Raw genomic sequence first — 25,820 nt, forward strand, 5'->3', positions numbered from 1 at the left:
GGTTTTATAATGAACAAGAACACTTGTTCTATATCTAGGTGAGGTGAACGTAGAAATGACTGTCCGCTGCGGTTGGGTCAATGAAGATCCGTTATATATCCATTACCATGATCAAGAATGGGGCGTACCAGTCCATGACGATCGCCATTTATTTGAGATGCTTAATCTCGAGGGGGCACAGGCAGGACTCAGTTGGTATACCATTCTGAAGAAGCGCGAGAACTACCGTGAAGCATTCGATCAATTTGATCCGTTAATCATTGTGAATTACGATGATAACAAGATGCAAGAGCTTTTGCAAAATGCGGGAATCGTACGAAATCGCTTGAAAATCGCAGCTGTTGTTCAGAATGCGAAAGCTTTTCTCAACGTTCAGCAAGAGTTTGGCACGTTCGATCAATACATATGGGGATTCGTAGGCGGCCAACCGATTCGCAATCATTGGCGCAGTATGAGTGAAGTTCCAGCAACATCGGAAATATCAAATGCAATGAGCAAAGATTTGAAAAAGCGAGGATTCAAATTCGTAGGGTCAACCATTTGTTATGCCTATATGCAAGCGGTAGGAATGGTGAATGATCACTTCGAGACTTGTTTTCGATACAGCGATGTGTAAATAGAAGAAAAGGCCATCAGATAAGGGAGCCCCCTTGTTTGGTGGCCTTTCTTCTGGAGAATTTATGCGTATTGAAGTTGTTTCTCCATAAGATTCGTTTTAATAAGGTAGATACGCTTGCGGATGTAGAAGTCATAAACAGCTCCTGTTAATTCTCGTGGTTTAATGCGATTGTTGGTGTCGTTGTCTATGATTGTCACCGATCCGTCATCATAAAACTTGAACGTATAATCGGCGTAATAGGCATGTGCTTCATCGAGCATGGCATCTATCTGTCCGGGAAGAAGATGGTCAGTGTCACACAATGCCTTGTGGTACCAATAATCTCTCTCAATAAAGCGAAAATTGTGACTAGTGTTCATCATGTTAACAACCTCCTCATCTAATTGGAACATTTGTTCTTGTTTTCATCATAACAAACAAATGTTCGTATTGGAAGAGGGAACTTTGAAAAATGGGAAATATTTTCATATAAAAAAACTTTCAATCAGCTAGATTGAAAGTTTTTTGGGTCTTTGGTGAGCGCTTACCCCTAAAATAGTCACCCATGCTGCTGCGCAGCTCCACGAAGAATGAAAATGTGGAGTGAATTCTCAGTGTAGAGTAACGACGTTCCCTCTGGCGTGGATTTGCTACTAGTGGTGGAGATAAATAGATGGTTGAGTGAGCGCGGAGAGTAGCAGTACGGGAAAGTAGCTTGATTGGATGGGCGGGAAGGCAGCCGTCAAGAGGAACTACAATCCGCAATATGTGACGAATCGGCCGATGCGCGCATCCATGCGGAACTAGAATCCGCTAATACGCGTGAATCCGCCCATTTCGGGGGCGAAACAGCGAAATAGAGGAATAGAGTTCCTTGTGAGGTCAAATTAGGTCTCCAAGGACATCTAATGAACTGTACGATGCTTATAGACGAGAAAATGGCTACTTTTGCGATTTAATGAACTGGAATGGCGTTATCGAGCAGATTTTAGGTGTGAAGGTGAGCTATGCTTGAAATAGCGCCTCTGGAATTCATTAGATTTTCAGAGTGAGCGATATGGGTCGAATAAAGGGCATTGAGTTCGTTAGAGGCCTCGGGTTTTCCTCAGGGTTCAATGACTTGACTTGGTGACCAAGCCGTAAATTAGGTTTATTCGGCCATGATATGTTTCGTAATGGCTATCCCATGCATCCGTCCGGTTTCAATAAAGATTTCGTTCGCATCATATTTGGAAGAAGCAACGACACCAGCGACATAGAGTCCCGGAATATTCGTTTCCATCGTCTCGGGATTGACCAGCGGAGCATTCGTTTCTTCATGAAAGTTCACACCAATGGATGTCAGCAGCTGACGATCAGGTCTGAAGCCTGTAAGGGCAAGAACGAAGTCATTCGCTATAATGACGCTTTCGGAGTCTCTGCGTACAACAATCGATTGTTCTTCGATACGTTCAACCTGAGAGTTAAACCACATGTGGATGCGTCCTTTGTTTACCATGCTTTCGAATATCGGACGAACCCAGGGTTTAATATTGGCGGAGAAATGGGGTCCGCGGTAAATAACGGTTACTTCAGCGCCGACCCGCATCAAATCCATAGCCGCGTCAACAGCGGAATTATTGCCGCCGATAATGGCTACTTTGGTACCTGCATAGGGGTGAGCTTCCTTGTAATAGTGGGTTGTCTTAGGTGAATCCTCGCCGGGGATCCCAAGCAAATTAGGATGATCAAAATAACCGGTAGCAACGATGACACGATGAGCGCTATAAACTGCCGATTTGCCAAACTGATTTACGGTATGTACATGGAAGCCTGTTTCTAGCTGTTCTATGGCAACGACTTCCTCATAAGAGCGAATGCGCAGTTGTTCTCTGCGAGCGACCTCTCTGTAATAGACCAATGCTTCTTGACGATAGGGTTTATCATGAGGGGTTGAAAATGGATAGCCTCCAATTTCAAGCAGTTCAGGCGTGCTGAAAAATTGCAAATACGTAGGATACAAATAAATGGCATTGACGATGCTGCTTTTTTCTATTAGTAAGGGTGACAGACCTTCGCGTTGTAAAGCGACTGCGGCAGACAACCCGCAAGGGCCTGCGCCAATGATAATAACATTTTCCAAAATGACTGACCTCCTCAAGACTGAATCTCTTTCCATAGTAGCGCAAGCCGAGAGGGATGCCAAGTTTTTGGTCGTCAGAAAAAGAACAGGAGCCGCCCGAAACGCGGAACTAGCTGCCTGCTCATTTTTACCAGATGATCTTATTTCTGATTCAATTGGATTTGTTCGTTTTCTTCGCTAATATCATCTTTGGCAATGTTAACGGATGTTGTGTTCGGGGCGTTCTCTAAGGTGTCATTGACGAAGGCCAAGTCTTGATTTTTGGCGTTTGTATTCGTGGTTCCGGTGTAATTGCCTGCATGTTTTTTGTTTTCCATGAGAGCCATCCTTTCTGGACAAATTAGCGTTCAGCCTTAACCTGTACACATACGTTCGATTTTATGCTCCATATTATGGACAAAATCCGCTATAATAGAGGCAGATCATGAAAAAGGAGCACAAAGACGATGACTTTAGGAAATATTCAACATATGGTTATTTTTAATTTGCATGCTGGTAAAGATACACAAGAGGCTGAACAATTTCTAACAAGCAGCGCAGAGGAATTGGCGGCGATTCCTGGTGTAGAAGAGTTCCGTGTACTGCGTCAAGTAAGCGTGAAAACGGATTTTGACTATGGTTTCTCGATGGTATTTGCCAATCAAGCGGCATATGACGCTTACAATATCCATCCCATACATACGCAGTATGTTGCCGAGCGTTGGATGAAAGAAGTTAGCCGTTTTCAGGAAATCGATTTTGCGGCATTCGAATAGATCGCTCTGAGGGGAGTTAGACAGTATCTTGAACAAAACCGAAGAGATGTTTGATATTTATGACGAAAACATGAATTGGCTTGGCGCTGCTCCACGTTCGGAAGTGCATGCCAAAGGACTTTGGCATCAAACTTTTCAATGCTGGATTGTTACACATGAAGGGGGAGAACCGGCTCTTCTTCTGCAATTGAGGCATCCAGATAAAGATTTATTTCCGAATTTACTGGACATTTCTTGTGCAGGACATCTTGCGGCTGGTGAAACAACAAAAGAGGGAGCGCGCGAGCTGGAGGAAGAGTTAGGGCTCAAGGTTAACTTCGATCAATTAATGCCATGCGGCATATTTGCGGAAGAAGATCTCATCTCCGAAAACCTTATCGATCGTGAGTTTTGTCATGTTTTCATGCATCGATGCGATCAGCAGCTTCAGGCGTATGTACTGCAACCTGATGAGGTCAGCGGGATTTTTGCGGTAAAAGCGGCCAGTTTTGAACGTTTAATTCGTTCTGAAATTGAAGAGCTGACGGCGAAAGGCTATCGACTGAACGCGGCGGGTTTCCTGGAAGAGGAGAATCTAGTGGTGCGTTTGGAACAAATTGTTCCCCATCCCACTGCGTATTATGAACTGGTATTTCGGAAACTGAGGGAATACGGCTTTATTCCACAGGCATAGACAAAGAACCGATGCGCACGTTCCGCTCGGTTCTTCTTTCATCCAAGTAAAGGTCTTAAGCAAAATACTTATTCGCTATGTAGGCGTAAGCAATATAACAGACAACGGAAAGTCCGATACAGATAATTCCCAGAGCTGTTTTACGCTTGAAAAGAAGCAGGAATCCGGCACTGAAGGCGGAACCCATAACTAACATCGAAATAAAAGTCAGAACACCCATTACATCTTATCTCCTTACCCTTTGTTTACGTAATCACGCACCATGTCCTCATTTACATAAGAACGGAGCGGAGAAATGCCCTCTTTCGCATGGGCGATGATTTGGGCTGTAATGGCGTTGATGGCATCAACGGTGAAGGGTAGCCCACGTTTGCACAGATCAACGGCAGCATCGATCGCTTGCTCACGCTGTTCATCCAGTTCCGCAAAGCGCACGAGATGCAAATGCTGTGCATTCGAATGTTTGGATATCGCTTCATGTACGTTCATCTTAAAGATCTCCTTTAGTGACCAGATTCTATCTAAGTATACACGATTGCTTGCGGAAGGAACAGCAGAAAGAGAATAGAGGCATAAAATTGAAACCAGACTTCTACATAGCTCGGAGTGAAACAAATGAGTGCATTGCCGATTGAATCTGTTCTTCCACAGTTATTGGACGCTTTGCGCGGGAGCCCCTGCGCGGTGCTGGTTGCTCAGCCTGGAGCGGGTAAGACAACCCGGGTTCCGCTTGCTCTTCTGCAAGAAACATGGCTGCAAGATCAGAAGATCTTAATGCTTGAGCCGCGAAGGCTGGCCGCAAGAGCTGCTGCGGGCTACATGTCCAAGCTTTTAGGTGAAGAAGTAGGAAACACAGTGGGTTATCGGGTGAAAAATGATACACGAGTCGGTCCGAGAACACGTATTGAAGTCATTACGGAAGGCGTACTAACGAGGATGCTTCAAAGTGATCCAGCGCTAGATGGTGTAGGTGCCGTTATTTTTGATGAGTTTCATGAACGCAGTCTGCATGCTGATCTGGGGTTGGCTTTGAGCCGGCAGACGCAGACCTTGCTTCGTGAAGACATGCGCATCCTCGTGATGTCAGCAACTATTGAAGCCGAACCTGTCGCTTCCATGCTGGATCAGGCCCCTATTATTAGAAGTGAAGGGCGAACTTACCCGGTTACAACGCATTACTTAACAACCAAAGTGATGGGCAGGATAGAAACTGTAGTTATCAAAAGCATTCAACAAGCCTTAGCCGAACAAGCAGGGAGTTTGCTTGTTTTTCTGCCAGGAGCAGCAGAGATTCATCGTGTAGCTGGCAGTCTCAGCTCACTGCGATTGGGTCAAGAGGTGGAGATTGCGCCGCTATATGGCAATCTTTCTCAAGAAGCGCAGGATCGGGCGCTTGCGCCAAGCACCGCGGGTCACCGCAAGGTCGTGCTCGCTACGTCGATCGCAGAGACGAGCTTGACCGTTGAAGGTGTCGCGGTTGTTATCGACAGCGGCTTGATGCGTGTGCCGGCCTTCTCGCCACGGACTGGCCTGACCCGTCTGACGACGGTTCCAGTTTCCGCAGCCTCTGCTGATCAGCGCAGAGGCCGGGCTGGTCGTCTCGGTCCTGGCGTGTGCTATCGCCTATGGACCGAGACCGAGCAGCGGCAGCTCCCGCTGAGCAGCACGCCAGAAATCCGCGAAGCGGATCTGGCGCCGCTAGCGCTGGAACTGGCCGCCTGGGGCGTGTCAGACCCAGCGGAGCTGGTCTGGCTCGACCCCCCGCCTGCTGCTGCCTATCAGCAGGCTCGGGATCTGCTCGTGCAGCTCGGCGCCTTGCACGCGCACGGGGCCCTAACGGCGCACGGCAAGCGCCTCGCGCCGCTAGGGCTGCACCCGAGGCTTGCGCACATGGTGCTGCAAGCCATAGCTCTTGAGCTCGGCGCCATGGCGTGCGAGCTCGCGGTAATGCTCAGCGAGCGCGATTTCATGCGCGCTGCGGAAGGGCGCGATGCGGATGTTCGCACCCGCATCGAAGTGCTCTGGCGCGCTGCGCAGGGCGAGCAGCGCGCAGATGTTGACTTTGGCTTGTGCCGGCGCATCGCGGCGGAAGCCAAAGTGCTCATGCAGGCGCTCGGCATCCGCCAGAGCGCCCGGCGGGCTTCGGCGAGCGGCCTGCTGCTCGCCTTCGCTTACCCCGATCGCGTCGCGCAGCGACGATCGACGGGCCGCTTCTTGCTAAGCAGCGGGCGCGGAGCGGTGCTGCCTGAGCTGCAGCCGCTATCCAACGAGCGCTATCTCGTTGCTGCCGAGCTGGACGATAATGGCCCGGAAAGCCGCATTTATTTGGCAGCGCCCGTTCAGGAAGATGAGCTGCTTGACGTATTCGAAAGTCTTTTGCAGCAGGAGAAAGAAGTGCTTTGGGATAAAGCGACTGAATCTGTAAAAGCAAGGCAACGCTTGCGGTTTGGAGCGATTATCCTCAGAGACAACCCCTTGCAGGAGCTCAGCCCGGAATTATATGTGCAGGCGCTGATCTCGGGCATTCGTGCCGAATCTTTGGAACTGCTGCCTTGGACGAAGAGTGCGCGCCAATTGCAGGAGCGTGTTACCTTTATCCATAGGCATGAAGGGGAGTGGCCCGATATGCGGGACGCAACTTTACTGGTTACATTGGAAGATTGGCTGGGGCCCCATCTGTATGGACTGAAAACCAAAGGCGCGATAGGGCGGCTAAATTTGACAAGTATATTAGAAGAAATGCTAACATGGGAGCAGCGACGCCGATTGGACGAGTGGGCACCCACGCATATTCAAGTGCCAAGCGGATCCCGTGTTCCCGTTGACTATAGGATGGGTGAATCTCCTGCGATTGCAGTTCGCTTGCAAGAAATGTTCGGCCTTGCAGATACTCCCCGGATTGCGAAGGGCAGAATTCCAGTGACCTTGCACCTATTGTCGCCGGCCCAGCGTCCTGTTCAGGTGACGAAAGATTTGGCCAGTTTTTGGCGGGAAGCCTACTTTGAAGTCAAAAAAGATCTCAAAGGCCGATATCCTAAACACTACTGGCCGGATGATCCGATGGCTGCGATGCCGACCAATCGCGCTAAACCGCGTTCCTAACCCATTTCGCAGAAGAAGGGAACTGACACACCCATGGCAAGGTACTCCGCTGCGGAGGAAGTCGTCATCATGATATCAGCGGGGTTCGCGACGGCTCCTTATTTTTTGGATGCTTTTGGAACGGCATTGTCCGCTCAGTTCGATCACGAGGGTATGGCGAACCGCGTTGTTATTCACTTTCCCTACGGGGATTGGACACGTCAACGGGGGCGGCAGCTCAGTGAAATTATAAGCGATCTTTGGCGCAACGCCCATGGCAAACCATCCATATATGGAGGGGAAAGCTTGATTGCCTATCTAACCGCTAACTTATCAGCCAGACAACAAGTTCTGCTTATAGGGCATAGCGCAGGCGGGGTAGCTTCTATTCAAGCTGCTGAAATGGTTGTGCAACAAGGATATTCACTTCTGGGTGTGATCCAAATTGGATCCCCCAAATGCGCGATACCGCCAAATCTTAGGAATCAAGTGCTTTATCTGAATGCATCGAACCAGCTGAATCAAGCGAAAGATCCGGTACCGCGTCTGGGCACTTGGGGCGGATGGTCCAAGACACGCCTTGGCTTAAGGCGTTGGAATCGAATGAAGCATGCACCGAATCACCAGCAGACGCTGCCTTTGATAGGCGGTCATGCCGATTATTTTAGAGATCATAATCCTTATATTTGGCAGGATACAACCAACTTGCAAACCACAATAAAAGCCATATGGACTTGGCTAAACCGATCAGAAAAGGAAGATGAACATGATTGAAGTACTGAAAGCGAACATGGAGTTCGCCAAAGAAGATGGGTACGTAGGCAAGGTTGAATTTAAAGTAAACGGGCACGAACATCCCTACGAAATCACGCTGCACAGTAAACGCGGGAAAGATGATTGGAGCTACGCTTTGAACTTTTTGAACGAGTCCGGGAAAGAAGAAGACATTGAAGCTGTTGAGGAGTTGCTTGAAGAAGATGAATACTTCGATCAACTTGTGGATGCTGCGCAAAAGGCTTTGGTGAAGTAAAACGCAAGTTGCATGAAGGGAGGAAGTCCGCTTGGATGCTCAAGTGAAACAAACACTCAAGGCCAGCTACGATCAACAAGCCCGCTTGCGCAACGAGGAAACGATTCAAACCTGGAAAAGCGAAGAAATGGATCGTTTCCTTAAACGGCTGCATGAGCTTTCTCCGGATACGCACAGGCGGGTGCTGGATCTGGGCAGCGGTCCTGGTCATCAAGCTGTCTATTTGCAAAATCAAGGTTGCGAGGTCACATGTGTTGATCTTTCCGAAGAAATGGTAGCTATATGCAAAGAAAAAGGGTTGGCTGCCTTTGCAATGGATTTCTATCACCTGGGCTTGCCTGAGCAATCATTTGATGCCGTTTGGACGATGAATGCATTGCTTCATGTACCCAAGGAGGGACTTCACCAAGTTCTCACCAACATAGAAACTGTGCTCAAGCCGGAAGGGCTGTTGTATTTGGGACTTTACGGCGGGTACGAGAGTGAGGGGATATGGGAGCATGATACGTATCGGCCTCAGCGATTCTTCTCCTTTTATGAGGATGAGCATATCCAGCGTAAAGTGGCCGAAGTATTTGACATCGAACAATTCACGCTCATCCCAATGGATGGCACGCAAGTAGATTACCAAGCTATTCTAGCGAGAAAAAAATAGTTAAACCCATCCGGCAACGGATGGGTTTTTGTGCGCTTGGCAGCGCATTGACTAAGGAGTGAAAGTCTCAAGTACACCGCGAGGTGGCGGAAGTAAATAGCTGACAGGCAGTGCGTAGTCCGTGAGGATGCGTGCGGAGGGCTTGAAGGCAAATCCCGGAATAAGCGGCTAGACTAAGTTGGCTGGCGAGATCGGACAACCCTGCGAAAGAAGGGGAACGTCCTGGTACAAGCCCTGACCCAAAAGGCAGGGACTTGGTGCGAAGCCTGGAACTGGTGGAAGAGTAGTGCTGAAGAAACCGCGATGCACCAGACAGAAGTTGGGGAGCGAAGAAGCGCGGAGAATCGAGGTCAAACATTCAGGTAGACCGTTAGGGGCGGAGTATTTTTCATGACGTCCACCGAAGCGTTCTTGCTACGGGGCTTTTTGGTCTCAACGGGCATCTAACGAACTGCATGATGCTTATTGACCGTAAAATGGCTGCTTTGGAATTTTAATGAACCGAGTTGGCGCTACCGCGCAAACTTTAGACGGAAATGTGGTCATTTTCTTGAAATAGAGCATCTGGAATTCATTAGATTTTCAGGATGAGCGATTTTGGCCGAATAAAGGGTATTGAGTTCGTTAGGGGACACGGGGTTTGCCTCAAGATATTGCTTGATGAATTAGCCGCAGGCTAGGTTTTCTTGCTAATTTCCAGAAATAGATAAATTTATCCCTGTTTTATAAGAATAGCAACCTAACTTTTTCCAATTAATTTTTTATAATCGAGGTGTACCCAAAAAAAGAAGAAATTCTAGGAGGTCAACAATGAACAAAGTAAAAAGTGGTTTATCTTTAGCGGTAGTAATGGCTATGACGGCTACCTCGGTAGCTTGCAGCTCTGGAAGTCAAACGGCAACGACGGCGACAACTACGTCCCCAAGTCCATCCACCCCAGTAAAAGCAGCTGAAAAAGAGAAACCGAAAGAGTTCAAGATGACGCTTCGACACATTGAGATTAGAGACACAGCGAAATCGAATTTAGCGATTTTGACTAGTGCAGTAAAAGCAACTGAAGCAGAAGTGCCTGGACTTAAGTTCGAATTGGATGGTGTTGAGGATGTAGTCAATCGTGACACGAAGTTGAAAGCAGAAATGCAAGCGGGCAGCCCGCCGCCTATTTTTGATCTTTTTGGTGGAGCGGATACGTTGAATTATTCCAAAGCGGGTCGTTTGCTGGATTTGACACCAATTCTTACTGAGCTAGGTTTAAAAGATAAATTTATGAATCTGAACGAGTTTACTGTCGATGGCAAAATTTATGGATTGCCAAGATCGGGGTTTGTTGAAGGCGTTTTCTATAATAAGAAAATGTTTGCAGATGCAGGCGTTCAAGTCCCTAAAACTTGGGATGAGTTCTTGAAAGTTTGCGAAGCGATTAAAGCCAAAGGCATCACACCAATCGCGATGGGTGGAGGAGCCGGAGACGGTTGGGTCATTAACATGTTATTGAATACGTTGTTCGTGCGGATCGGCGGACCTCAGGTTCAAGATGGTTTTGCAACGGGCAAATCCAAATGGACGGATCCAGCGGTTGTTGAAGCTTTCAAAAAGCTGGAAGAGCTGAAAACGAAAGGTTACATCGATAAAAACGTGATCGCTACCAAGTATTCAGATGGGCAAGCCAGATTCTATACAGGTCAGGCGGCTATGTTATTTGACGGAAGCTGGGCTGCTTCAGCCATTAAGAGTCCTAAGTCGATCGTGGCCAACGACGCGAGTTTCTTCAACTTCCCGAATATGGGCGGTGGTGGTGACGATATGATCAATGGTGGTTGGTCGAATGGTTACGGATTCTCCTCTAAATTGAATGAAAATGAGTTGAAAGCGGTTAAATCGTTTATCAAAAACTTCTATACCGAAGCTAACCAAAAATTAGCGCTGAAAGAATCCGGTAACATTCCTGCCTTGAAGTTGACGGATATTGGCGATGCAACAGGTTTGATCGCGGAAATCGTGCAAGCGCAATTGTCAGCGAAGAAAGGGGCTTTCCCGGCATTCGATGCGCTGGTTTCACCAGCCGTGAAGAAAACCCTGGAGGCGACTTCCGAAGAGTTGATCGGTGGTAAAATCACTGCGCAAAAAGCAGCAGAAAAAATGCAGGCCGCACAAGACGCTAAGTAACTGGGCACATGTGGGAAAGGGGCACCACGCGTAAGCGTTGGTGTCCTAATTTACGCTATTTAAACGGAAAGATGGAGGATACCATGAATAAAGTATTGCGTAATCCGTATGCCTATGTGCTGTTTGTGGTGCCTGCGATGGCGCTTTATCTGACGTTTTACATTGTACCAATGCTGAATTCTTTGAAGTATGCGGTCACAAGTTGGAACGGCATTAATGAAGCGACTTTTAATGGTTTAGACAATTTCGTGAAAGCATTCCATGACGAAAAGTTTTGGATAGCTTTTAAAAACAATATCTATTTTGTATTGTTCTCGGTATTCGTTCAAATACCCGTTATTATCTTCTTCTCTATATTAATTAGTGGTGCTAAGCGGTTTCTAGGCTTTTACAAAACGACCGTCTTTCTGCCAAGTGTACTGTCCACAGCGATAATCGGGGTTATTTGGCAGTTTATTTATCATCCTGATGCGGGATTAGTGAATCAATTGCTGCGCATGTTTGGTCTTGAGAGTTGGACGCATGGCTGGCTGGGTGAAGAAGGTTACTCGATGTTAGCGATTCTCGTAACGAACGGCTGGCAATGGACCGGATTCTACATCGTTCTTGTACTAGCTGCCATTTTCGCGATTCCCAAAGAAATGCAAGAAGCCGGAGAAATGGACGGAGCGATCGGATGGCGCAAGGCGCGCTACATTACGATTCCGCTCATTCGCCCTGTTATTCTCGTAGTGATGATGCTGTCGATAACTGGGGCCATGAAAGCGCTGGATATCGTGTTTATCATGACCAAAGGCGGTCCGTTCGGTAGTTCGGAAGTGATGGCTACCTATATGTACAAACAAGCTTATTCGATGTCATTATTCGGATACGCGAATGCCATTTCAGTTATTATTTTCTTATTTACGGTCGTCCTAACCGTGATATTTCATTTCCTTACCCGACGGACAGAGGAGGTCGACTACTAAGATGAGAAAAGCAACAGGCATTCTCCGGCACGTCATCCTTTTAGGTTACTTAGCGATCATTTTGTATCCGCTTTTGTTTATTTTTAATTCCTCTTTCAAAAATAACTCGGAAGTCGTTCTGCATCCGTGGGCGCTGCCAGAGAAATTCCAAATGGGCAACTACATCGATGCCTTTGGAAATTCGCATATTGGCAAATATTTCATGAACAGCTTGTATATAAGTACAATCGCAACTGTTGCAGGGATAATACTGGCAACTGCGATTGCATATGCCATTACTAGAATGAGGTTTCCTCGCATTAGTAAGCTTGTGTATGGCGGTTTGCTATTATCGCTATTGATCTCGCCTGCCTCTTTACTTATACCTTTGTATATTATGATCAGAAGTTTAGGCATCTACAATACGCCATTTGCTCTGATTGTTCCTTATACCGCTTTCAGTATTCCGATTTCCGTGTTTGTCATGGCGGCATTTCTGAAGTCGATCCCGCGCGAACTGGAAGAGGCTGGCGTCATGGATGGACTTTCGGTGTTTGGGCTGCTGGGCCGGATTATTATGCCGCTGACTTTACCCACGTTGGTGACTGTCTTTATTCTGAACTTCATGGGGCATTGGAATGAATTTATTATGGCGAATTTGTTTCTATCCAGCCAGGATCTGCGCACATTGCCCGTAGCGGTTGTTGCTTTTATGGATAAATTCCAAATGAATTACGGCGCGTTAACGGCTTCGGTGATGATCAGTGCGTTGCCAGTGATTATCGTTTACACGGTTCTGCAAAAGCAGATTATTCAAGGCGTTGCGGCAGGCAGCGTAAAGGGTTAAGCAGGATGTAACAAATAAGCGCTTTTAGACGTTTTCTTTTGTTCGGTTTCAGCACTTGCGAACAAAGGACAACTGCTGAATGCGCTTATTTTTTGATTTTGGCGAGTGCAATTTAACGAGTCCGATGTGGGAGCTTTGCTGTCCTTATATGTACATACAAGTTAGACGAATGGTATAATACCTTCAGTATTCATACAACAGAGGTGAAACCATGAAAGAGAAACCAATACCGAAATACATGCAGCTGAAACAAGAAATCTTATCGTGGCTTCACGCCGGGAAATTAAAAGCGAATGACCAGATGCCTTCAGAGAACGAAATCGCGGAGCAATTTCAGATGAGCCGGCAAACGGTGCGGCAGACGTTCGGTGAACTGGAGCAAGAAGGCTGGCTGTATCGACTGCAGGGGAAAGGGACATACGTATCCACGCCTCAAACGCAAAAAAGCAGAGATGTACAGACCATCGGCATTTTGACGACTTATATTTCGGATTATATTTTTCCGCATATTGTGAGAGGTGCAGAGTCGGCTTTGCGTGCACGCGGATACAGACTTCTCCTGTCTTCGACGGACAACGATAAGGCCAAGGAAAAAGAAAGCCTGGATATGATGATGAGCCAACCGCTGAGCGGCTTGATTATTGAACCGACAAGAAGTGCGGAAGGCAACCCGAATTTGAGCTTTTACTTATCGCTGGACTATCAACATATTCCTTATTTAATGATCAATGAACGGTATCCGGAGATGAACTGTCCTTCCTTGATCGTGGATGATGAAGAAGGTGGTTTTAAAGCGGCTCAGCATCTGATTGAGCTCGGCCATCGGCAGATCGCCGGCTTCTTCAAAACGGATGATTTGCAGGGTGTAAATCGGCTGAAAGGTTTTATTCGTGCCCACCAGCACTATCAGATTCCGCTTCTTCCAGAGCTGGTCGTTCACTATGCCACGGAGGAGAAAAGGCAGAAACCGTATCAGTCCGCGGTTGAACTCTTGAGTCATAAAGCGGAACGTCCGACCGCATTTGTCTGTTATAACGATGAATTGGCAATTCATTTGCTTGAAGCTGTACGTACATTAGGTCTTCAAGTGCCAGAGGATGTCTCATTGGTAGGTTTTGATGATTCCTCTTTGGCGATAGCTACCGAAGTGAAGCTTACAACACTCACACATCCGAAAACCCAGTTAGGTGCAGATGCGGCTGAGCTTTTAATAGATATGATAGAGAATAAGCGGGTAAACAGCAGTGAGACCAGTAAAGTGTATAAGCCGGAATTGATCGTTAGGGAATCAACAATAGGCGTTTAATTCGGAGAAAATAATGATAGCCAACTTGTACGTACAAGTGTTATACTGTCCATATTAACACGACTAACCAAGGAGGCAATACTAGCATGAACCCTTTTAAAGAGAAAGTTTTTTGGTTCGTTACCGGGAGCCAGCATTTATATGGACCTGAGACGCTGCTCCAGGTCGAGGAGCATTCCAAACAAATGACAGAAGGCATTGACCGTCAGGAATCGATTCCGAGCAAGCTTATTTTCAAACCTGTATTGACGACGCCAGATGCGATTCGCAGACTTTGTCTGGATGCTAATGCCGATGACTCCTGTGCGGGAATCATTACTTGGATGCATACGTTTTCTCCAGCAAAAATGTGGATTGCCGGCTTGGCTGAATATCGCAAACCGCTGCTTCATTTGCATACGCAATTCAATCGCGACATTCCCTGGGAAACCATTGATATGGATTTCATGAACTTGAATCAAGCAGCGCATGGCGATCGCGAGTATGGTTTCATTGGAGCTCGCATGGGAATTTCCCGCAAGGTTGTTGTAGGCTATTGGGAAGATCCGGCGGTTATTGAACGCATTGCTGGATGGATGCGCACAGCGGTTGCTTTCATCGAAGGGCGCAGTTTGAAAGTCGCCCGTTTTGGCGACAACATGCGTCAAGTGGCAGTTACAGAAGGCGATAAAGTAGAAGCGCAAATCAAATTTGGCTGGTCCATTAATGGATATGGCATAGGGGATCTTGTTCAACGTGTAGGTGATATTTCGGAAGCTGATGTGGATCAGTTAATGGATGAGTATCAGGATGTTTACGATATTGCTGCCGAAGGACGTACGAGCGGGCCTGTGCGTGATGCGATTCGTGAGCAAGCCCGCATTGAGCTAGGCTTGAAAGGGTTCTTGCAGGAAGGCGGCTTTGGAGCTTTCACGACGACATTCGAAGATCTGCACGGTCTCAAGCAGCTCCCTGGCTTGGCCGTTCAGCGTTTAATGGAACAAGGATATGGCTTCGGTGGAGAAGGCGACTGGAAAACAGCAGCTCTTACGCGGGTTATGAAGATTATCGCCGATAATAAAGGGACTTCCTTCATGGAGGACTACACATATCATATGGAACCAGGAAATGAGCTTGTCTTAGGAGCGCATATGCTTGAAATTTGTCCAACGATCGCAGCAACGCGTCCGAAAATTGAGGTTCATCCCCTGGGCATTGGCGGTAAAGCGGATCCGGCGCGCCTCGTATTTGATGGTTCTTCAGGCGCCGCTCTGAATGCATCGCTGATTGATATGGGAAATCGCTTCCGTTTGCTGATCAATGAGGTGGATGCCGTTCAACCGGTTCAGGCGATGCCAAAACTGCCTGTTGCTCGCGTGCTGTGGAAGCCGCAGCCATCGCTGCGTGATTCCGCTGAGTCCTGGATTCTAGCTGGCGGAGCGCATCACACGGTATTCTCTTACAACGTTAGTACAGAACAGTTGGTTGATTGGGCTGAATTGGCGGGTGTGGAAGTGGTCATCATTAATAAAAACACATCTCCCTTGCAATTCCGCAATGAGCTTCGCTGGAACGAGGCGGCGTGGAAACGCTAAGTAAATGATTGAAGACCGTTCCTCCTTCTGGAGAGGGGCGGTTTTCTCGTTCTTGCCTATGTTCATAAAGTCACATTTGTCGATGTTTGCGAAACTTTCATCCATTGACTTCTTTAATTAAGATGCTATAAAGTGAATGCATATAAGCCTGTCCCGGAAAGGGATGGACGTGTGGGAGGATTACTAGCGATGACAACAACGGCATATGAAGGTACTTATCAAGGTGAGAAAGCGGTCTGGCTGCAAGCTGGGCGATACGAAGCAATTGTTTTGCCTGAAATCGGCGCTAATCTAATTGCATTCCGAGATACGGAGAAAGCGTACCGTTTCTTGCGCGAGCCGGCTCTAGAAGAAATGGCTGCTTTCAAGGAACGTCCGATTGTACATGGAATTCCAGTGCTCTTTCCGCCAAACCGATATGAAGACGGCAAATTCCCATGGCAAGGAAAGGTCTATGAATTTCCTGTAAACGAACCCAAAACAGGCAACCATTTGCATGGTTTTGTACACAATATTCCATGGACTGTCGAGAAATTCGGAACGGACGATGCCGAGAGTCATGTCACACTGGCTCTGCAAGTCAGAGAAGGACACTCCGTATATACGTATTTGCCGCATGAATTTACGATCCGCTTGACTTATACGTTGAATGCATTTGGGCTGCATCAGGATATTTCCGTACATAATGAAGGCAAGGACGCAATGCCTTGTTTGCTGGCTTATCACACGACGATTAATGCACCATTCGCACCTAACAGTCAAGCATCTGACTACGGATTCAAAATGACCATCGGCAACCGCTGGCAGTTGAATGAGAGAATGCTTCCTACAGGCGAATTTCAGACATTAACAGCCGATGAAGAGAAGATGAAAGTTGGCGGACTATCCCCATTCTTCGAATCCATGGATAATCATTACACAACAGCACCGCAAAATGGCCGCAACTACATGGAGTTGACAGATTCCCGTGAAGGCGTCAAACTGGTCTATGATGTAGGAACTTCCTACAAACAGTGGATGATTTGGAACAATGGCGCTTCGGAAGGTTTTTTCTGTCCGGAACCGCAAATGAATTTGGTTAATGCTCCGAATGTGAAGCTTCCTGCTGAGCCAATTGGACTCGTATCTTTGGAACCAGGTGAGGTTTGGGGCGAGAGAGCAAGATTATATACAATTGAATTGAAGAAATAAGAAACATACAGGTACCCCTTAGACGCATGGAGAGAATCCGACGTGATGATCTCCTGCTGTGAGGGGTATTTTTATCGGAAAGGAGAGGTGCTTACGAATGGAAACTAACGAAGTATCCGAGAAAGACGCTTTACTCGCAGAAATCAAACGACTCCGACAGGAGAATGAGCGATTAAAACAAGAGATTGCCAAATTGCGCGGCGTTAAGCGTCCTTCCGGGGATGTGATGGACACGATGTCGACCAAATTAAAAGAAGCGTTGAGAGAATAACACGTTAGTTTCGCCGATCGTTCGACAAACGGAGTCGCTTTCGGTATAATGAAAACTGCCAAAAGGAGGGAAATCAAATGAACGAAACTTTACCACCAAAAACATGTACGATTGACCGACTGGTTACCAAAGAAGCTGAGGTCAGCAAAGTGCTTGCTGGTCAAAAGACAGCTTGCCGACGCAATGGACGCTATGCCGATATCGGTGAAACGATGGACTTGGAAGGCACAGCCTTCACGGTTACCAAGGTGTATCAGCAGTCATTAGGAGATTTGACCGTTGAGGATGCGAAGGCGGAAGGACATACAACTATCGACGAATATCGCGATAGCATTCTATCCATTCATCCGGGCATGCCGTGGCTGCCGCAAATGAAAGTATGGGTTCACGAGTTCCAAAAAGCGGAATAAAGCAAACCAAAAACAGTGTGGATTCTTAGGATCTACACTGTTTTGTTGAATTTTCTCATAGAATGGATGATGGTGTTGAGTTGGTACATTTTACTGTTATATATCCATATTTTTAGTGTCGTATTAAGTATTGGTCCTTATTTCGTCTTATTTCCACTGCTGGCAAAAATACGAACAGCACCATTCGAGCAGCTGCCGGATTATCTGGAGCCATTTCGTATTACCGTACGACTTACGAAGCATGCGGGACATGTTCTAGTTGCGACAGGCATCATACTGACATGGATTACGTCTTGGACATGGAAGACTTCCTGGATTATCGTCACCGTGCTCATTATGGTTGCCTCGTTGTATTTTATTGCCCGCGCATTCTCGCCCCTGCTTCGCAAGCTCAAAGCGCCTCATGAAGATCGCAATGATTTGGTCAATAGACTGCGTAAAGCCTTGATCTGGTACGTCTTAATCACCTTATCCATGATGTGGTTTATGGTGGCCAAACCAACCCTTTGGTAGGCTACAGAGCCGGTTTGCGAGCGTGCATGACTACAAAATTATAATATTTGTATATGCAATCTACGTCAGCGAATCCTGCTTCCCGCAACCAACCTAACTGTTGTTCAAGGGGAGCCATTTTATCCAGTTTCGTCCGTTCATAAGCTGCTTGGAGCGCGTCAGCCGTCAGATCCGTGGCTTCAATCTTGGTCGTCCAATCCGAGCGGTAGAGCTGGTCGAGAAACGGGCTGCTGCCCTGCACTTGATCGGCATTGACGAAGACGCCGCCCGGTTTAAGCAATCCGAAGATATGATGGAATAAGGCTTCTTTGGCGGGTTCTTCAAGGTGATGGATGGAAAGTGCCGAGATTATGCAGTCAAACGTTTCAGTGCTTTCGAAATGGCTGTAATCCCCGGCAACGAAGGTGAGATGGGCGGAATCTTCTCCAAAGCGCAGCTTGGCAACATCCAACATCCCCTCTGAAAGATCAATTAACGTAATATGGGCTCCAGGAAGTTGATGGAGCACATAGGAGGAGAGGAGACCTGTTCCGGCGCCTAGATCGAGAATACGCGGTGCTGGATGATCTGCCTGTACAAGTGAGGCGGCAATGCCGTAGAAATCATCGAAACAGGGAATTAGCTTTTTTCGTTGGCTATCATACTTTTCGGCAATTTCATCAAATTTTGTGCTGATGTGTTGTTTGTCTTGATGTTGCACTCTTCTTCAACTCCGTTCACTTCGTGATACAATCGTATGTCTTGTTGTTAGTTTAACTGGTAAAGGGGAAGAAATCTAAGATATAAAACCGATCATAATTATAGGTAAAACCTATAAAGTGAACGATGCCTATTGTGAATAGGCGGATATTCTCTTATTTTACACGACGGAATAATTGATTGAGCACCTCAGAGAAGACAAGGCCAATGGCAATAGCTCCTGACAGCAGAAACGCTTTGGCTGCCAGCTGTACGGCAAGATCATAGTGGTTAAGGACGACGTTCCTCATGGCATCATAGGCAAGACCGCCGGGTACTAATGGAATGATCCCGGAAACACTGAAAACAATGACTGGTGTTTTATAGATTTTAGCCAGAAACTGACTCACAACCGTAACAAAGAAAGAAGCGATCAGCGTTGCCAAGATTGGATCAAGGGGAATGAGCAAGCAGGAAACATATAACAACCAGCCCACCATTCCAACGAAGCCGCATTGCAGCAGGGTTCGCTTCGGCACATTGAACAAGATTGCAAAAGCTGCAGTAGCGATGAAGCTTGTGAGGAGCTGTTCGAGCATGATCATCCTGTGATTCCCTCCCCGTTATAGAAGGACAGCACGAAGGCGATACCTGCGCCAATCGCAAAAGCCGTTAGAAATGCTTCAGCACCTTTGGAAACGCCTGAAACGAAATGCCCAGCCATCAAATCGCGCACAGCGTTGGTGATGAGAAGTCCAGGCACAAGCGGCATGACAGAGCCGATAATGATCTTATCAAGATCATGGCCCAGGCCCGCGATTACCCAGAGATAGGCCATGGTTCCTATCAATAAGGAAGCCAGGAACTCCGCAAAAAACTTAATCGGCACTAATCGATGAAAATAACCAAGAAAAGAAAACCCGGCGCCGCCGGCAACAAAAGCGGGCAGAAAGTCGGTCCATTTCCCCTGGAACATAATTAAAAAGCAGCCGCTGGCTATGGCTGCGGACAGGATTTTGATCCAAGCAGGATAGCCTGTTTTGGCTGTATCTATATCGACAAGCAACCGATAAGCTTCAGCAGGTGTAAGTTCTCCTTGACTGATTCGTCTGGAAACGGCATTGACAACAGTTACTTTGTGAAGGTCGGTAGAACGAGCGGAAATTCGAATCAGCCGGGTTGTCTGTTCGGGTCCATCGATGGAGAAAATAATGCCGGTTGGCGTCACAAAGCTATGTGAATTGGGAATGCCGAAAGCTTGGGCAACATGGCTCATGGTATCTTCGACACGATACGTTTCGCCGCCATTTTCCAGCATGATTTTACCGGCAAGCAAACAGACTTGTGCGATTTCGTAGTTGGTCGCAGAGGGCTGCTCCATGGTCGTTCACTCCTGAGGGTAGATTTGCCAAAAGTATACTATACCACGAGCCCCCTTTGATGTTAAGGCGTGGCTTTGATTGATTTTAAAGCAACTTTTTCCCAATTGAGCAGTAATTTAATGGTTTCGTCCAACTGCTGCTTGGCAGAAATGTCTGCGGGGTGATCGCCTTTTTGAAAGCCGTAGCTGCCGAATTGAGAATGGTTTCCGCCTTGAATCGTATGATATTCGGTTGTGGTCGGAAGGTCGCTTCTTGCCGCAGTGAAGGCATCCTGTTTGACCGCGCCATCCTTGGAGCCAATCAAAGAGATCACGGGCAGATTTGCTGTTAGCAGACTCCCTTTGGGGTCTGGATACGAGGCCAGAAAAAAAACACCGGCAAAAGCATCCGCATGTGCAGCAGCAAAACGGGAGGCCATCACACCTCCGAGGGAATGCCCACCGATTACGAAAATTTCATCAGGATGATGGGCCGCCAGAATAGAAGCTGCTCGATCACCGCCAAAAACGGCCAGATTCATAGGCATTTTCACAATATAGGTCCTATGCCCTGCCTGCGCTAAGGCTTGCGCATAAGTGGCGTAGCTTTCCGGTTTAACTAGACCTCCGGGATAGTAGATCATGCTCGGTTGTACCGGATTCTTAGGTTCAAACAGAATGACTTGACCTTGTTCGCTTACAGTAACGGTTTCATTGCTTTTCATAGCTTCAAGTGCGGCAGCATCAGGTTGATAAGGTCGCAAATACCAATAAATAATAGCCACAAGTATAATTAATAAGACTAAGGCCCATTTCCACCAATGACGTTTAAAAGCTCTCATCATACATCACCTCTCGCCATGTAGGTTATCAAGTCCTATTAGAAGTGTCAAGGCATACACATTTGAAGGAGACTGGTAGGTATGAAAGCATTTTTTTGACGGATCTGGATGGTGTATAATGGAATAAAAAAGCGAGGTTGTCTTATGCCTAGATATATGGCGTTATTGCGCGGTATTAATGTAAGCGGTCAGAAATTGATTAAAATGGACAAGCTGCGAAGCATTTTCGAAGCGATGGGGTATCAACGTGTAATCACGTATATTCAGAGTGGGAATGTGATTTTCGATAGTGAGGAAAGTGCAGAAACTACCCGTGAGCGCATTGTCCAAGAATTGTTGGCTCAGCTCAATTATGATATACCTGTTATTATTCGATCACTCACTGAGATGCATGAGATTGTTGAGCAGACACCCTATCTAACTGTTGACGAGGAAGAGGGGGAACAGCGTTACGTTACTTTATTGTCTCAACTTCCTACAGACGAGGCGGTAGAGAAATTGGCATCCTTTCAGAATGAAGTGGATGAATTCCGGGTGATTGGGCTTACCGTTTATATGCTTATTCGCAAGAATTATGGTGAAACGAAGTTCAGCAACAATTTCCTGGAGAAAAAACTAGGTGTGACCGCAACGACAAGAAATTGGCAAACGATGAACAAACTGATTCAATTAGCTGAGGAAGGGAGCTGATTAGTATGGCTTATGATGATTCGCGAATGAGTTACACCAATACCTTCATCCTTGTTTCAGCAGACTGTCCGGTGGAGACAGGAACAGTTCCGGCGAACAAGAAAGAAGGGAAAACCGCTCATTTGATTCAATATGAGTTATTATCTCAAAATCCTTATCGCTTTACACAAGGAGAACTGATTTATCAAGTTCATCTGCGTCACAAACAAATTCCTCAGAGTGAAATCGAGGATAGAGGCGAAGACATTCGTCAGGCACTTTTTGCCAAAAGCCATCCCTGTTTACGCGCATCTATGCTGCCCAAGAAGCATGGTTGGGGTGTACATTATGATAAACAAGGTAAAATTGCTATATTTCCGATGGAATCAGAGGCATATCAGCAATTTGTTGAGGCGGGGAATGGGGGAGCTCCTGACGCCCCGAAATTATTGTATGCGATGCGGAATTCTCGCGGCTAGTGGTGAAATAGAGTCAATGCGAATCCTATAACCTGCAAAACTGACCATCAGGAAATCTTTCTGATGGTTTTTATTTGGTTGTGTTGACAAAAAAGCAAACAAAACAATATAATGTCTATTATATACAAGACATAGATAAGGAGTGTTTGTTGTGGAAGTAACTGAATTGTTCTGGCAAGCCTCGTTTGACGAGTGGAAAAGAGGCTATGTACAGGAAGGCGATTTTCATATTTGTTTGTTATGTGGCAAACAAACCGAAATAGGTGTTATTTATCCAGTCGAGGATGTCTTGTATGATGCGGAGCGTTATTTGAAATGGCATATCGCACAGGCGCATGGCTCTGTCTTTCAATATTTAGTTGGCTTGGATAAGAAATTGACAGGTCTTACGGACCATCAGAATAGTTTGCTTCAGTTGTTTTATGAAGGAAAGAGCGACAGCGAAATTCAGCAGGAGCTGAATATTGGCAGCGCGTCTACAATTCGTAATCACCGGTTTGGACTCAAAGAGAAAGAACGTCAAGCCAAAGTTTTTCTAGTCATGATGGAGCTGTTGAAGGAGAAAGACCAGCATGCGCCAGTTTTTGTAGACATTCATAAAACCGCCAAAATGGTGGATGAAAGATACAATATTACGCAAGATGAGTATGAGAAAATTATCAAGAAGTATTTCCCGGACGGCACCTCCGGAGAACTGTCATCCTTCTCGCAGCAAGAGAAACACAAAATTGTCGTGCTGCGCGAGATTGCCAAGCGGTTCGAACAAGACCATTTCTATAATGAAAAAGAAGTCAATGAAATTTTGAAGCCAGCGTTTCACGATTATGTGAAATTACGCAGATACTTGATTGAATACGGTTTTCTTGACCGAGAACCAGATGGCAGCCAATATTGGCGCAAAGGGTGACTACAATATGAGTAAAAAGGAGTCAGGATCTATGAACCGCAGACAAGAATTACAGATGCAATATAAAGAAACGAAGCAAGAAGCGGGCGTGTTTCAAGTTCGCAATACTGTGAATAATAAATTATGGGTCGACAGCACGAGAAATTTGCGTTCTATGAACGGGAAACGCATGCAGCTTGAGATGGGGGGGCACATGAACAAGGAACTTCAAAAAGAATGGAATGAGTTCGGAAGCGATGCCTTCGTCATGGAAGTTCTGGAAGTGCTTGAAGTGAAGGAGACGGGGTATTTCGACGAGAAAGACGCCCTCCGCAAGCTGGAAGAGAAGTGGCTTGAGCAGCTGCAACCCTTCGATGAGCGTGGGTACAATAAGCGCAAGCCGTAAATTTCGAGATTGTGGAGAACCCGAAAAGGGTTAAGCTGATCGCATATGAAGGGTGCCACGATCTTAAAGTGGTGCCCTATTGGTGCAAGGGACGTTTCTGCATGACGTGTTCATGCGGAAGAAGGGAACGTCAAGCCGCGACTACTGCAAAATGTATCCTGATAGCGAGTTTGAGGGAACTATAGGGCGTTATCATTCTGAAAACCGCGATATTCCACGCCAGGGGGAACTACGGTCCGCTATTTTACCCTTTCCCGGTTGGAATCAGCAGATTCCGCTTAAATAGCGGATCTCAGTTCCCTTTTATGCTACGTTTACCCCATTTCCCGCCATATAGAGGATCACAGTTCCTTTTCACACGACGCTCTCTGTTATTGCAAAGCCCAAAGGGAACTAGGATCCGCTAGGTTGTTGAATACCGTTATGAAGACGCTAATTTCTCAGGGCGGCAAAGCCGCTATTCTTATGTGGTTGTCGTTTCTTTAACAGAGGACGTGTTGCCATACCGTCCAACTAGGCTGCTACTTTCCCTTGCAAATATGTGTTTCTCCCACCCCTCTATCTAACTCCACCAGCCAATATAAACCAACACCAACCAGACAAATTCAAATCCAGAGGGATCGTAGACCCTCTATCTTATGATTTGTTAATGAGAACGTGAGAAAGCCAGTATTTTCTTGTCAATCCTGCAGAAACTAAGCGAATGCTTAGGCAGGAGGAGGTCGAAAGTCTGATGAGAGAATACCGTAAACGCTTCATCGCAATAGTGCGCTTCATCGCATTCGTGCGCATCATCCCAGTAACCATCGCGGGGCTGCTTATGATCTCGTCTGGCTGGGCGCATGCCGCTGAGGAACTGAAGCACGGAATCATCCGGATTCCCGTGTTGAACTACCACAGCATCGGGGTGGAGCCGGGGAACACGTACGTGCTCCACCCCGATGTCTTCGCGCGCCAAATGGCCTATTTGGCTGCGGAGCACTACACCCCGCTGACGCTGGCGGACTTCGCCCGCGTCCTCGCGAAAGAGCTGCCGTCGCCGCAGAAGCCCGTGCTGCTCACGTTCGACGACGGCTATGCAGACAATGCGGAGGCGGCGCTGCCGATCCTCCGGCAGCACGGTTTTCCGGCGACGCTGTTCCTGTCGCCTGGAGCCGTGGGCCAGCCGGGCTATCTGAGCTGGCCGCAAGTGCAAGAGCTGAGCGCAGCGGGATGGGACATTGAGCCGCATGGCATGACCCATCCGCATCTCCCGCAGCTCACCAAGAAGCAGCAGCGCGAGGAGATCACGGAATCGCGCCGCTGGATTGAGCAGAAGCTGGGAAAGCGAGCGGCTGCTTTTGCTTATCCGTATGGCGAGTACAACACTCAGACGCTGGAGATTTTGCAAGAAGCTGGATTTCAATGGGGCTTCACGACCCAGGAGGGATGGGCAACGTCAGCCCAATCTCCCTATGAACGAAGTCGTTTGGTTGTACGCAGCGAGGATAGCTTCGAGACTTGGAAGCAACGGCTATCCGTTCCTTGAGGCGAAAACAGGCCGTTTGAAAAAAGCAATCAGTTGATCTTGTTGAGGCACAATCGATACCAACTCCCAGCCATTGCGTCCCCATGCAGCAAGGGCTAGATCTACATAGCTGCCGCCAGATTGTCCTTTGAAGGAGCGGAACGCATCAGCGAGCCCTGTTTCTGCGCTGTATTCCCACTTTGTCATCGTTTCTTGCTCATGGATGCGTTGGTAGCCGTCAGATGCCTTTTTCTTGGCTCGCCTTATCGTGTAGGAGAGGGCATCGAGAATATCTTCCCGTTCTGTTTCTTCCAGTGCCATAATATGTGGAGGATGCGGGAGATGAAATTGGACATGAGAGTGAAAAATTTGCAGCACAAGGGTGCCGACGGATGAGCCATCTGGCTTCTCGATGATGTACCAAGCGCAGCGCTCGCGTTCTTCGGGCGGCCCCCATTTCTCCAACGAATCCGCTAGGTTGAAGCCTGGACGGGTGATAAATTCATTTTGCGCGAGTTGTTCGAACAACGGTGCCATAAATTTTTGAATGAAGACTCCGTAAGCGCGGTCTCCGTAAACAGTGAACATCTCAATTAGTTCAGCGCGCTGTTCCTCCAGTACAGTTGTCCAAGTCTCAGCGATCACTTGATTGGCATAGGCAGCAAGGTTATGGATGGAGAGTTGTTTTTCTTTGGAAAATGTGGATAAAGGTTTCATAATAGCAGCTCCTTTAGTCATTTGATTACATTAATCTAACGTCGTTAGCCATAATCTAATGACGTTAGATTAAATGTTTGTGATATAATTGTCAATACAAAAGTGAAATGATCATGGATGCTTATGCAAAAGAGGAG

The 25,820-nt window shown here is 47.1% G+C and carries 31 protein-coding genes and 1 pseudogene; 22 read left to right on the top strand and 10 right to left on the bottom strand.

Annotated elements, in window-relative coordinates; translation table 11 throughout:
- The first annotated feature begins 55 nt into the window (after positions 1-55).
- The gene (locus tag LOZ80_RS09395; RefSeq protein ID WP_189019176.1) at positions 56-616 is read left to right on the top strand and encodes a DNA-3-methyladenine glycosylase I; all 561 of its coding nucleotides are present in this window, start codon (positions 56-58) and stop codon (positions 614-616) included.
- A gap of 62 nt (positions 617-678) precedes the next feature.
- Here LOZ80_RS09395 and LOZ80_RS09400 read toward each other — a convergent pair whose 3' ends face one another.
- The 3 genes from LOZ80_RS09400 to LOZ80_RS09410 all read right to left on the bottom strand — a co-directional run bounded on the left by LOZ80_RS09400 (position 679) and on the right by LOZ80_RS09410 (position 3,037).
- A complete protein-coding gene (locus tag LOZ80_RS09400) occupies positions 679-981 on the bottom strand; it encodes a hypothetical protein (RefSeq protein ID WP_238171178.1) in 303 nt (100 codons plus the stop codon).
- A 767-nt stretch (positions 982-1,748) separates the two neighbouring features.
- A complete protein-coding gene (locus tag LOZ80_RS09405; RefSeq protein WP_238171179.1) occupies positions 1,749-2,720 on the bottom strand; it encodes a YpdA family putative bacillithiol disulfide reductase in 972 nt (323 codons plus the stop codon).
- 140 nt (positions 2,721-2,860) lie between these two features.
- Complete coding sequence (locus tag LOZ80_RS09410; protein ID WP_238171180.1) at positions 2,861-3,037, bottom strand: hypothetical protein; 177 nt, start codon at positions 3,035-3,037, stop codon at positions 2,861-2,863.
- A 129-nt stretch (positions 3,038-3,166) separates the two neighbouring features.
- Between LOZ80_RS09410 and LOZ80_RS09415 the strand changes: the two genes are divergently transcribed.
- Both LOZ80_RS09415 and LOZ80_RS09420 read left to right on the top strand, forming a co-directional pair.
- Complete coding sequence (locus LOZ80_RS09415; protein ID WP_238171181.1) at positions 3,167-3,475, top strand: Dabb family protein; 309 nt, start codon at positions 3,167-3,169, stop codon at positions 3,473-3,475.
- Between the two features lie 28 nt (positions 3,476-3,503).
- Positions 3,504-4,148 carry an NUDIX hydrolase gene (locus LOZ80_RS09420; protein ID WP_238171182.1) on the top strand — a complete coding sequence of 215 codons (645 nt, stop codon included), beginning with the start codon at positions 3,504-3,506 and terminating at the stop codon, positions 4,146-4,148.
- 55 nt (positions 4,149-4,203) lie between these two features.
- Here LOZ80_RS09420 and LOZ80_RS09425 read toward each other — a convergent pair whose 3' ends face one another.
- Positions 4,204-4,368 (bottom strand): hypothetical protein, encoded by a 165-nt coding sequence (locus LOZ80_RS09425; RefSeq protein ID WP_238171183.1) that lies wholly within the window; start codon positions 4,366-4,368, stop codon positions 4,204-4,206.
- A 14-nt stretch (positions 4,369-4,382) separates the two neighbouring features.
- A complete protein-coding gene (locus LOZ80_RS09430; RefSeq protein WP_238171184.1) occupies positions 4,383-4,637 on the bottom strand; it encodes a YpbS family protein in 255 nt (84 codons plus the stop codon).
- A 126-nt stretch (positions 4,638-4,763) separates the two neighbouring features.
- On the opposite strand from LOZ80_RS09430, the gene hrpB reads away from it, so the two are divergent.
- The 13 genes from hrpB (at position 4,764) to LOZ80_RS09495 (ending at position 18,139) form a co-directional block, all read left to right on the top strand.
- Positions 4,764-7,250 carry an ATP-dependent helicase HrpB gene (gene hrpB, locus LOZ80_RS09435; protein WP_238171185.1) on the top strand — a complete coding sequence of 829 codons (2,487 nt, stop codon included), beginning with the start codon at positions 4,764-4,766 and terminating at the stop codon, positions 7,248-7,250.
- 33 nt (positions 7,251-7,283) lie between these two features.
- Positions 7,284-8,003 (top strand): alpha/beta hydrolase family protein, encoded by a 720-nt coding sequence (locus LOZ80_RS09440; protein WP_238171186.1) that lies wholly within the window; start codon positions 7,284-7,286, stop codon positions 8,001-8,003.
- On the top strand, positions 7,996-8,259 hold the full coding sequence (locus LOZ80_RS09445; protein WP_337951011.1) for a hypothetical protein: 264 nt from the start codon (positions 7,996-7,998) through the stop codon (positions 8,257-8,259). The genes LOZ80_RS09440 and LOZ80_RS09445 overlap by 8 nt, the downstream gene beginning before the upstream one ends.
- 31 nt (positions 8,260-8,290) lie before the next feature.
- Positions 8,291-8,914, top strand: a complete 624-nt coding sequence (locus LOZ80_RS09450; protein WP_238171188.1) for a class I SAM-dependent methyltransferase — start codon at positions 8,291-8,293, stop codon at positions 8,912-8,914.
- 810 nt (positions 8,915-9,724) lie between these two features.
- Positions 9,725-11,080, top strand: a complete 1,356-nt coding sequence (locus LOZ80_RS09455; protein WP_238171189.1) for an extracellular solute-binding protein — start codon at positions 9,725-9,727, stop codon at positions 11,078-11,080.
- An 83-nt stretch (positions 11,081-11,163) separates the two neighbouring features.
- The gene (locus LOZ80_RS09460; protein WP_238171190.1) at positions 11,164-12,048 is read left to right on the top strand and encodes a carbohydrate ABC transporter permease; all 885 of its coding nucleotides are present in this window, start codon (positions 11,164-11,166) and stop codon (positions 12,046-12,048) included.
- Between the two features lies 1 nt (position 12,049).
- The gene (locus LOZ80_RS09465) at positions 12,050-12,874 is read left to right on the top strand and encodes a carbohydrate ABC transporter permease (RefSeq protein WP_238171191.1); all 825 of its coding nucleotides are present in this window, start codon (positions 12,050-12,052) and stop codon (positions 12,872-12,874) included.
- Positions 12,875-13,085: 211 nt separating this feature from the next.
- On the top strand, positions 13,086-14,180 hold the full coding sequence (locus LOZ80_RS09470; protein ID WP_238171192.1) for a GntR family transcriptional regulator: 1,095 nt from the start codon (positions 13,086-13,088) through the stop codon (positions 14,178-14,180).
- Positions 14,181-14,266: 86 nt separating this feature from the next.
- Positions 14,267-15,754: an L-arabinose isomerase gene (araA, locus tag LOZ80_RS09475; protein WP_238171193.1), complete on the top strand. Its 1,488-nt coding sequence runs from the start codon at positions 14,267-14,269 to the stop codon at positions 15,752-15,754.
- 189 nt (positions 15,755-15,943) lie between these two features.
- Positions 15,944-16,945, top strand: coding sequence for an aldose 1-epimerase (locus LOZ80_RS09480; RefSeq protein ID WP_238171194.1), 1,002 nt, complete (start codon positions 15,944-15,946; stop codon positions 16,943-16,945).
- Positions 16,946-17,042: 97 nt separating this feature from the next.
- A complete protein-coding gene (locus tag LOZ80_RS09485) occupies positions 17,043-17,216 on the top strand; it encodes a hypothetical protein (protein WP_238171195.1) in 174 nt (57 codons plus the stop codon).
- 77 nt (positions 17,217-17,293) lie between these two features.
- The gene (locus tag LOZ80_RS09490; RefSeq protein WP_238171196.1) at positions 17,294-17,626 is read left to right on the top strand and encodes an ASCH domain-containing protein; all 333 of its coding nucleotides are present in this window, start codon (positions 17,294-17,296) and stop codon (positions 17,624-17,626) included.
- Between the two features lie 69 nt (positions 17,627-17,695).
- The gene (locus tag LOZ80_RS09495; protein ID WP_238172938.1) at positions 17,696-18,139 is read left to right on the top strand and encodes a DUF2269 family protein; all 444 of its coding nucleotides are present in this window, start codon (positions 17,696-17,698) and stop codon (positions 18,137-18,139) included.
- A 1-nt stretch (position 18,140) separates the two neighbouring features.
- Here the strand turns inward: LOZ80_RS09495 and LOZ80_RS09500 are convergent, their stop codons facing one another.
- The 4 genes from LOZ80_RS09500 to LOZ80_RS09515 form a co-directional block, all read right to left on the bottom strand.
- On the bottom strand, positions 18,141-18,839 hold the full coding sequence (locus LOZ80_RS09500) for a class I SAM-dependent methyltransferase (protein WP_238171197.1): 699 nt from the start codon (positions 18,837-18,839) through the stop codon (positions 18,141-18,143).
- A 154-nt stretch (positions 18,840-18,993) separates the two neighbouring features.
- Positions 18,994-19,422, bottom strand: coding sequence for a threonine/serine exporter family protein (locus LOZ80_RS09505; RefSeq protein WP_238171198.1), 429 nt, complete (start codon positions 19,420-19,422; stop codon positions 18,994-18,996).
- Positions 19,419-20,198 (bottom strand): threonine/serine exporter family protein, encoded by a 780-nt coding sequence (locus tag LOZ80_RS09510; RefSeq protein ID WP_238171199.1) that lies wholly within the window; start codon positions 20,196-20,198, stop codon positions 19,419-19,421. Before LOZ80_RS09510 ends, LOZ80_RS09505 begins: the two co-directional genes overlap by 4 nt.
- 62 nt (positions 20,199-20,260) lie before the next feature.
- Positions 20,261-21,022 carry an alpha/beta hydrolase gene (locus tag LOZ80_RS09515; RefSeq protein WP_238171200.1) on the bottom strand — a complete coding sequence of 254 codons (762 nt, stop codon included), beginning with the start codon at positions 21,020-21,022 and terminating at the stop codon, positions 20,261-20,263.
- A gap of 141 nt (positions 21,023-21,163) precedes the next feature.
- Here LOZ80_RS09515 and LOZ80_RS09520 point away from each other — a divergent pair, with 141 nt between their 5' ends.
- The 6 genes and pseudogenes from LOZ80_RS09520 to LOZ80_RS09540 all read left to right on the top strand — a co-directional run bounded on the left by LOZ80_RS09520 (position 21,164) and on the right by LOZ80_RS09540 (position 24,987).
- Positions 21,164-21,709 (top strand): DUF1697 domain-containing protein, encoded by a 546-nt coding sequence (locus LOZ80_RS09520; RefSeq protein ID WP_238171201.1) that lies wholly within the window; start codon positions 21,164-21,166, stop codon positions 21,707-21,709.
- 5 nt (positions 21,710-21,714) lie between these two features.
- The gene (locus LOZ80_RS09525; RefSeq protein WP_238171202.1) at positions 21,715-22,167 is read left to right on the top strand and encodes a DUF6157 family protein; all 453 of its coding nucleotides are present in this window, start codon (positions 21,715-21,717) and stop codon (positions 22,165-22,167) included.
- 151 nt (positions 22,168-22,318) lie between these two features.
- The gene (locus LOZ80_RS09530; protein ID WP_238171203.1) at positions 22,319-23,074 is read left to right on the top strand and encodes a DUF2087 domain-containing protein; all 756 of its coding nucleotides are present in this window, start codon (positions 22,319-22,321) and stop codon (positions 23,072-23,074) included.
- Between the two features lie 31 nt (positions 23,075-23,105).
- A complete protein-coding gene (locus tag LOZ80_RS09535; protein WP_238171204.1) occupies positions 23,106-23,459 on the top strand; it encodes a GIY-YIG nuclease family protein in 354 nt (117 codons plus the stop codon).
- A pseudogene (locus tag LOZ80_RS39440) lies at positions 23,458-23,587 on the top strand (transposase zinc-binding domain-containing protein); the annotation flags it as partial. The gene LOZ80_RS09535 and the pseudogene LOZ80_RS39440, both read left to right, overlap by 2 nt.
- Positions 23,588-24,192: 605 nt before the next feature.
- Positions 24,193-24,987: a polysaccharide deacetylase family protein gene (locus LOZ80_RS09540; RefSeq protein WP_238171205.1), complete on the top strand. Its 795-nt coding sequence runs from the start codon at positions 24,193-24,195 to the stop codon at positions 24,985-24,987.
- Here the strand turns inward: LOZ80_RS09540 and LOZ80_RS09545 are convergent.
- On the bottom strand, positions 24,973-25,683 hold the full coding sequence (locus LOZ80_RS09545; protein ID WP_238171206.1) for a DUF6022 family protein: 711 nt from the start codon (positions 25,681-25,683) through the stop codon (positions 24,973-24,975). The two genes, LOZ80_RS09540 and LOZ80_RS09545, sit on opposite strands and share 15 nt — an antisense overlap.
- Positions 25,684-25,820 lie beyond the last annotated feature (137 nt).

Source organism: Paenibacillus sp. HWE-109 (assembly GCF_022163125.1).
In the GTDB taxonomy this organism is placed as follows: domain Bacteria; phylum Bacillota; class Bacilli; order Paenibacillales; family NBRC-103111; genus Paenibacillus_E.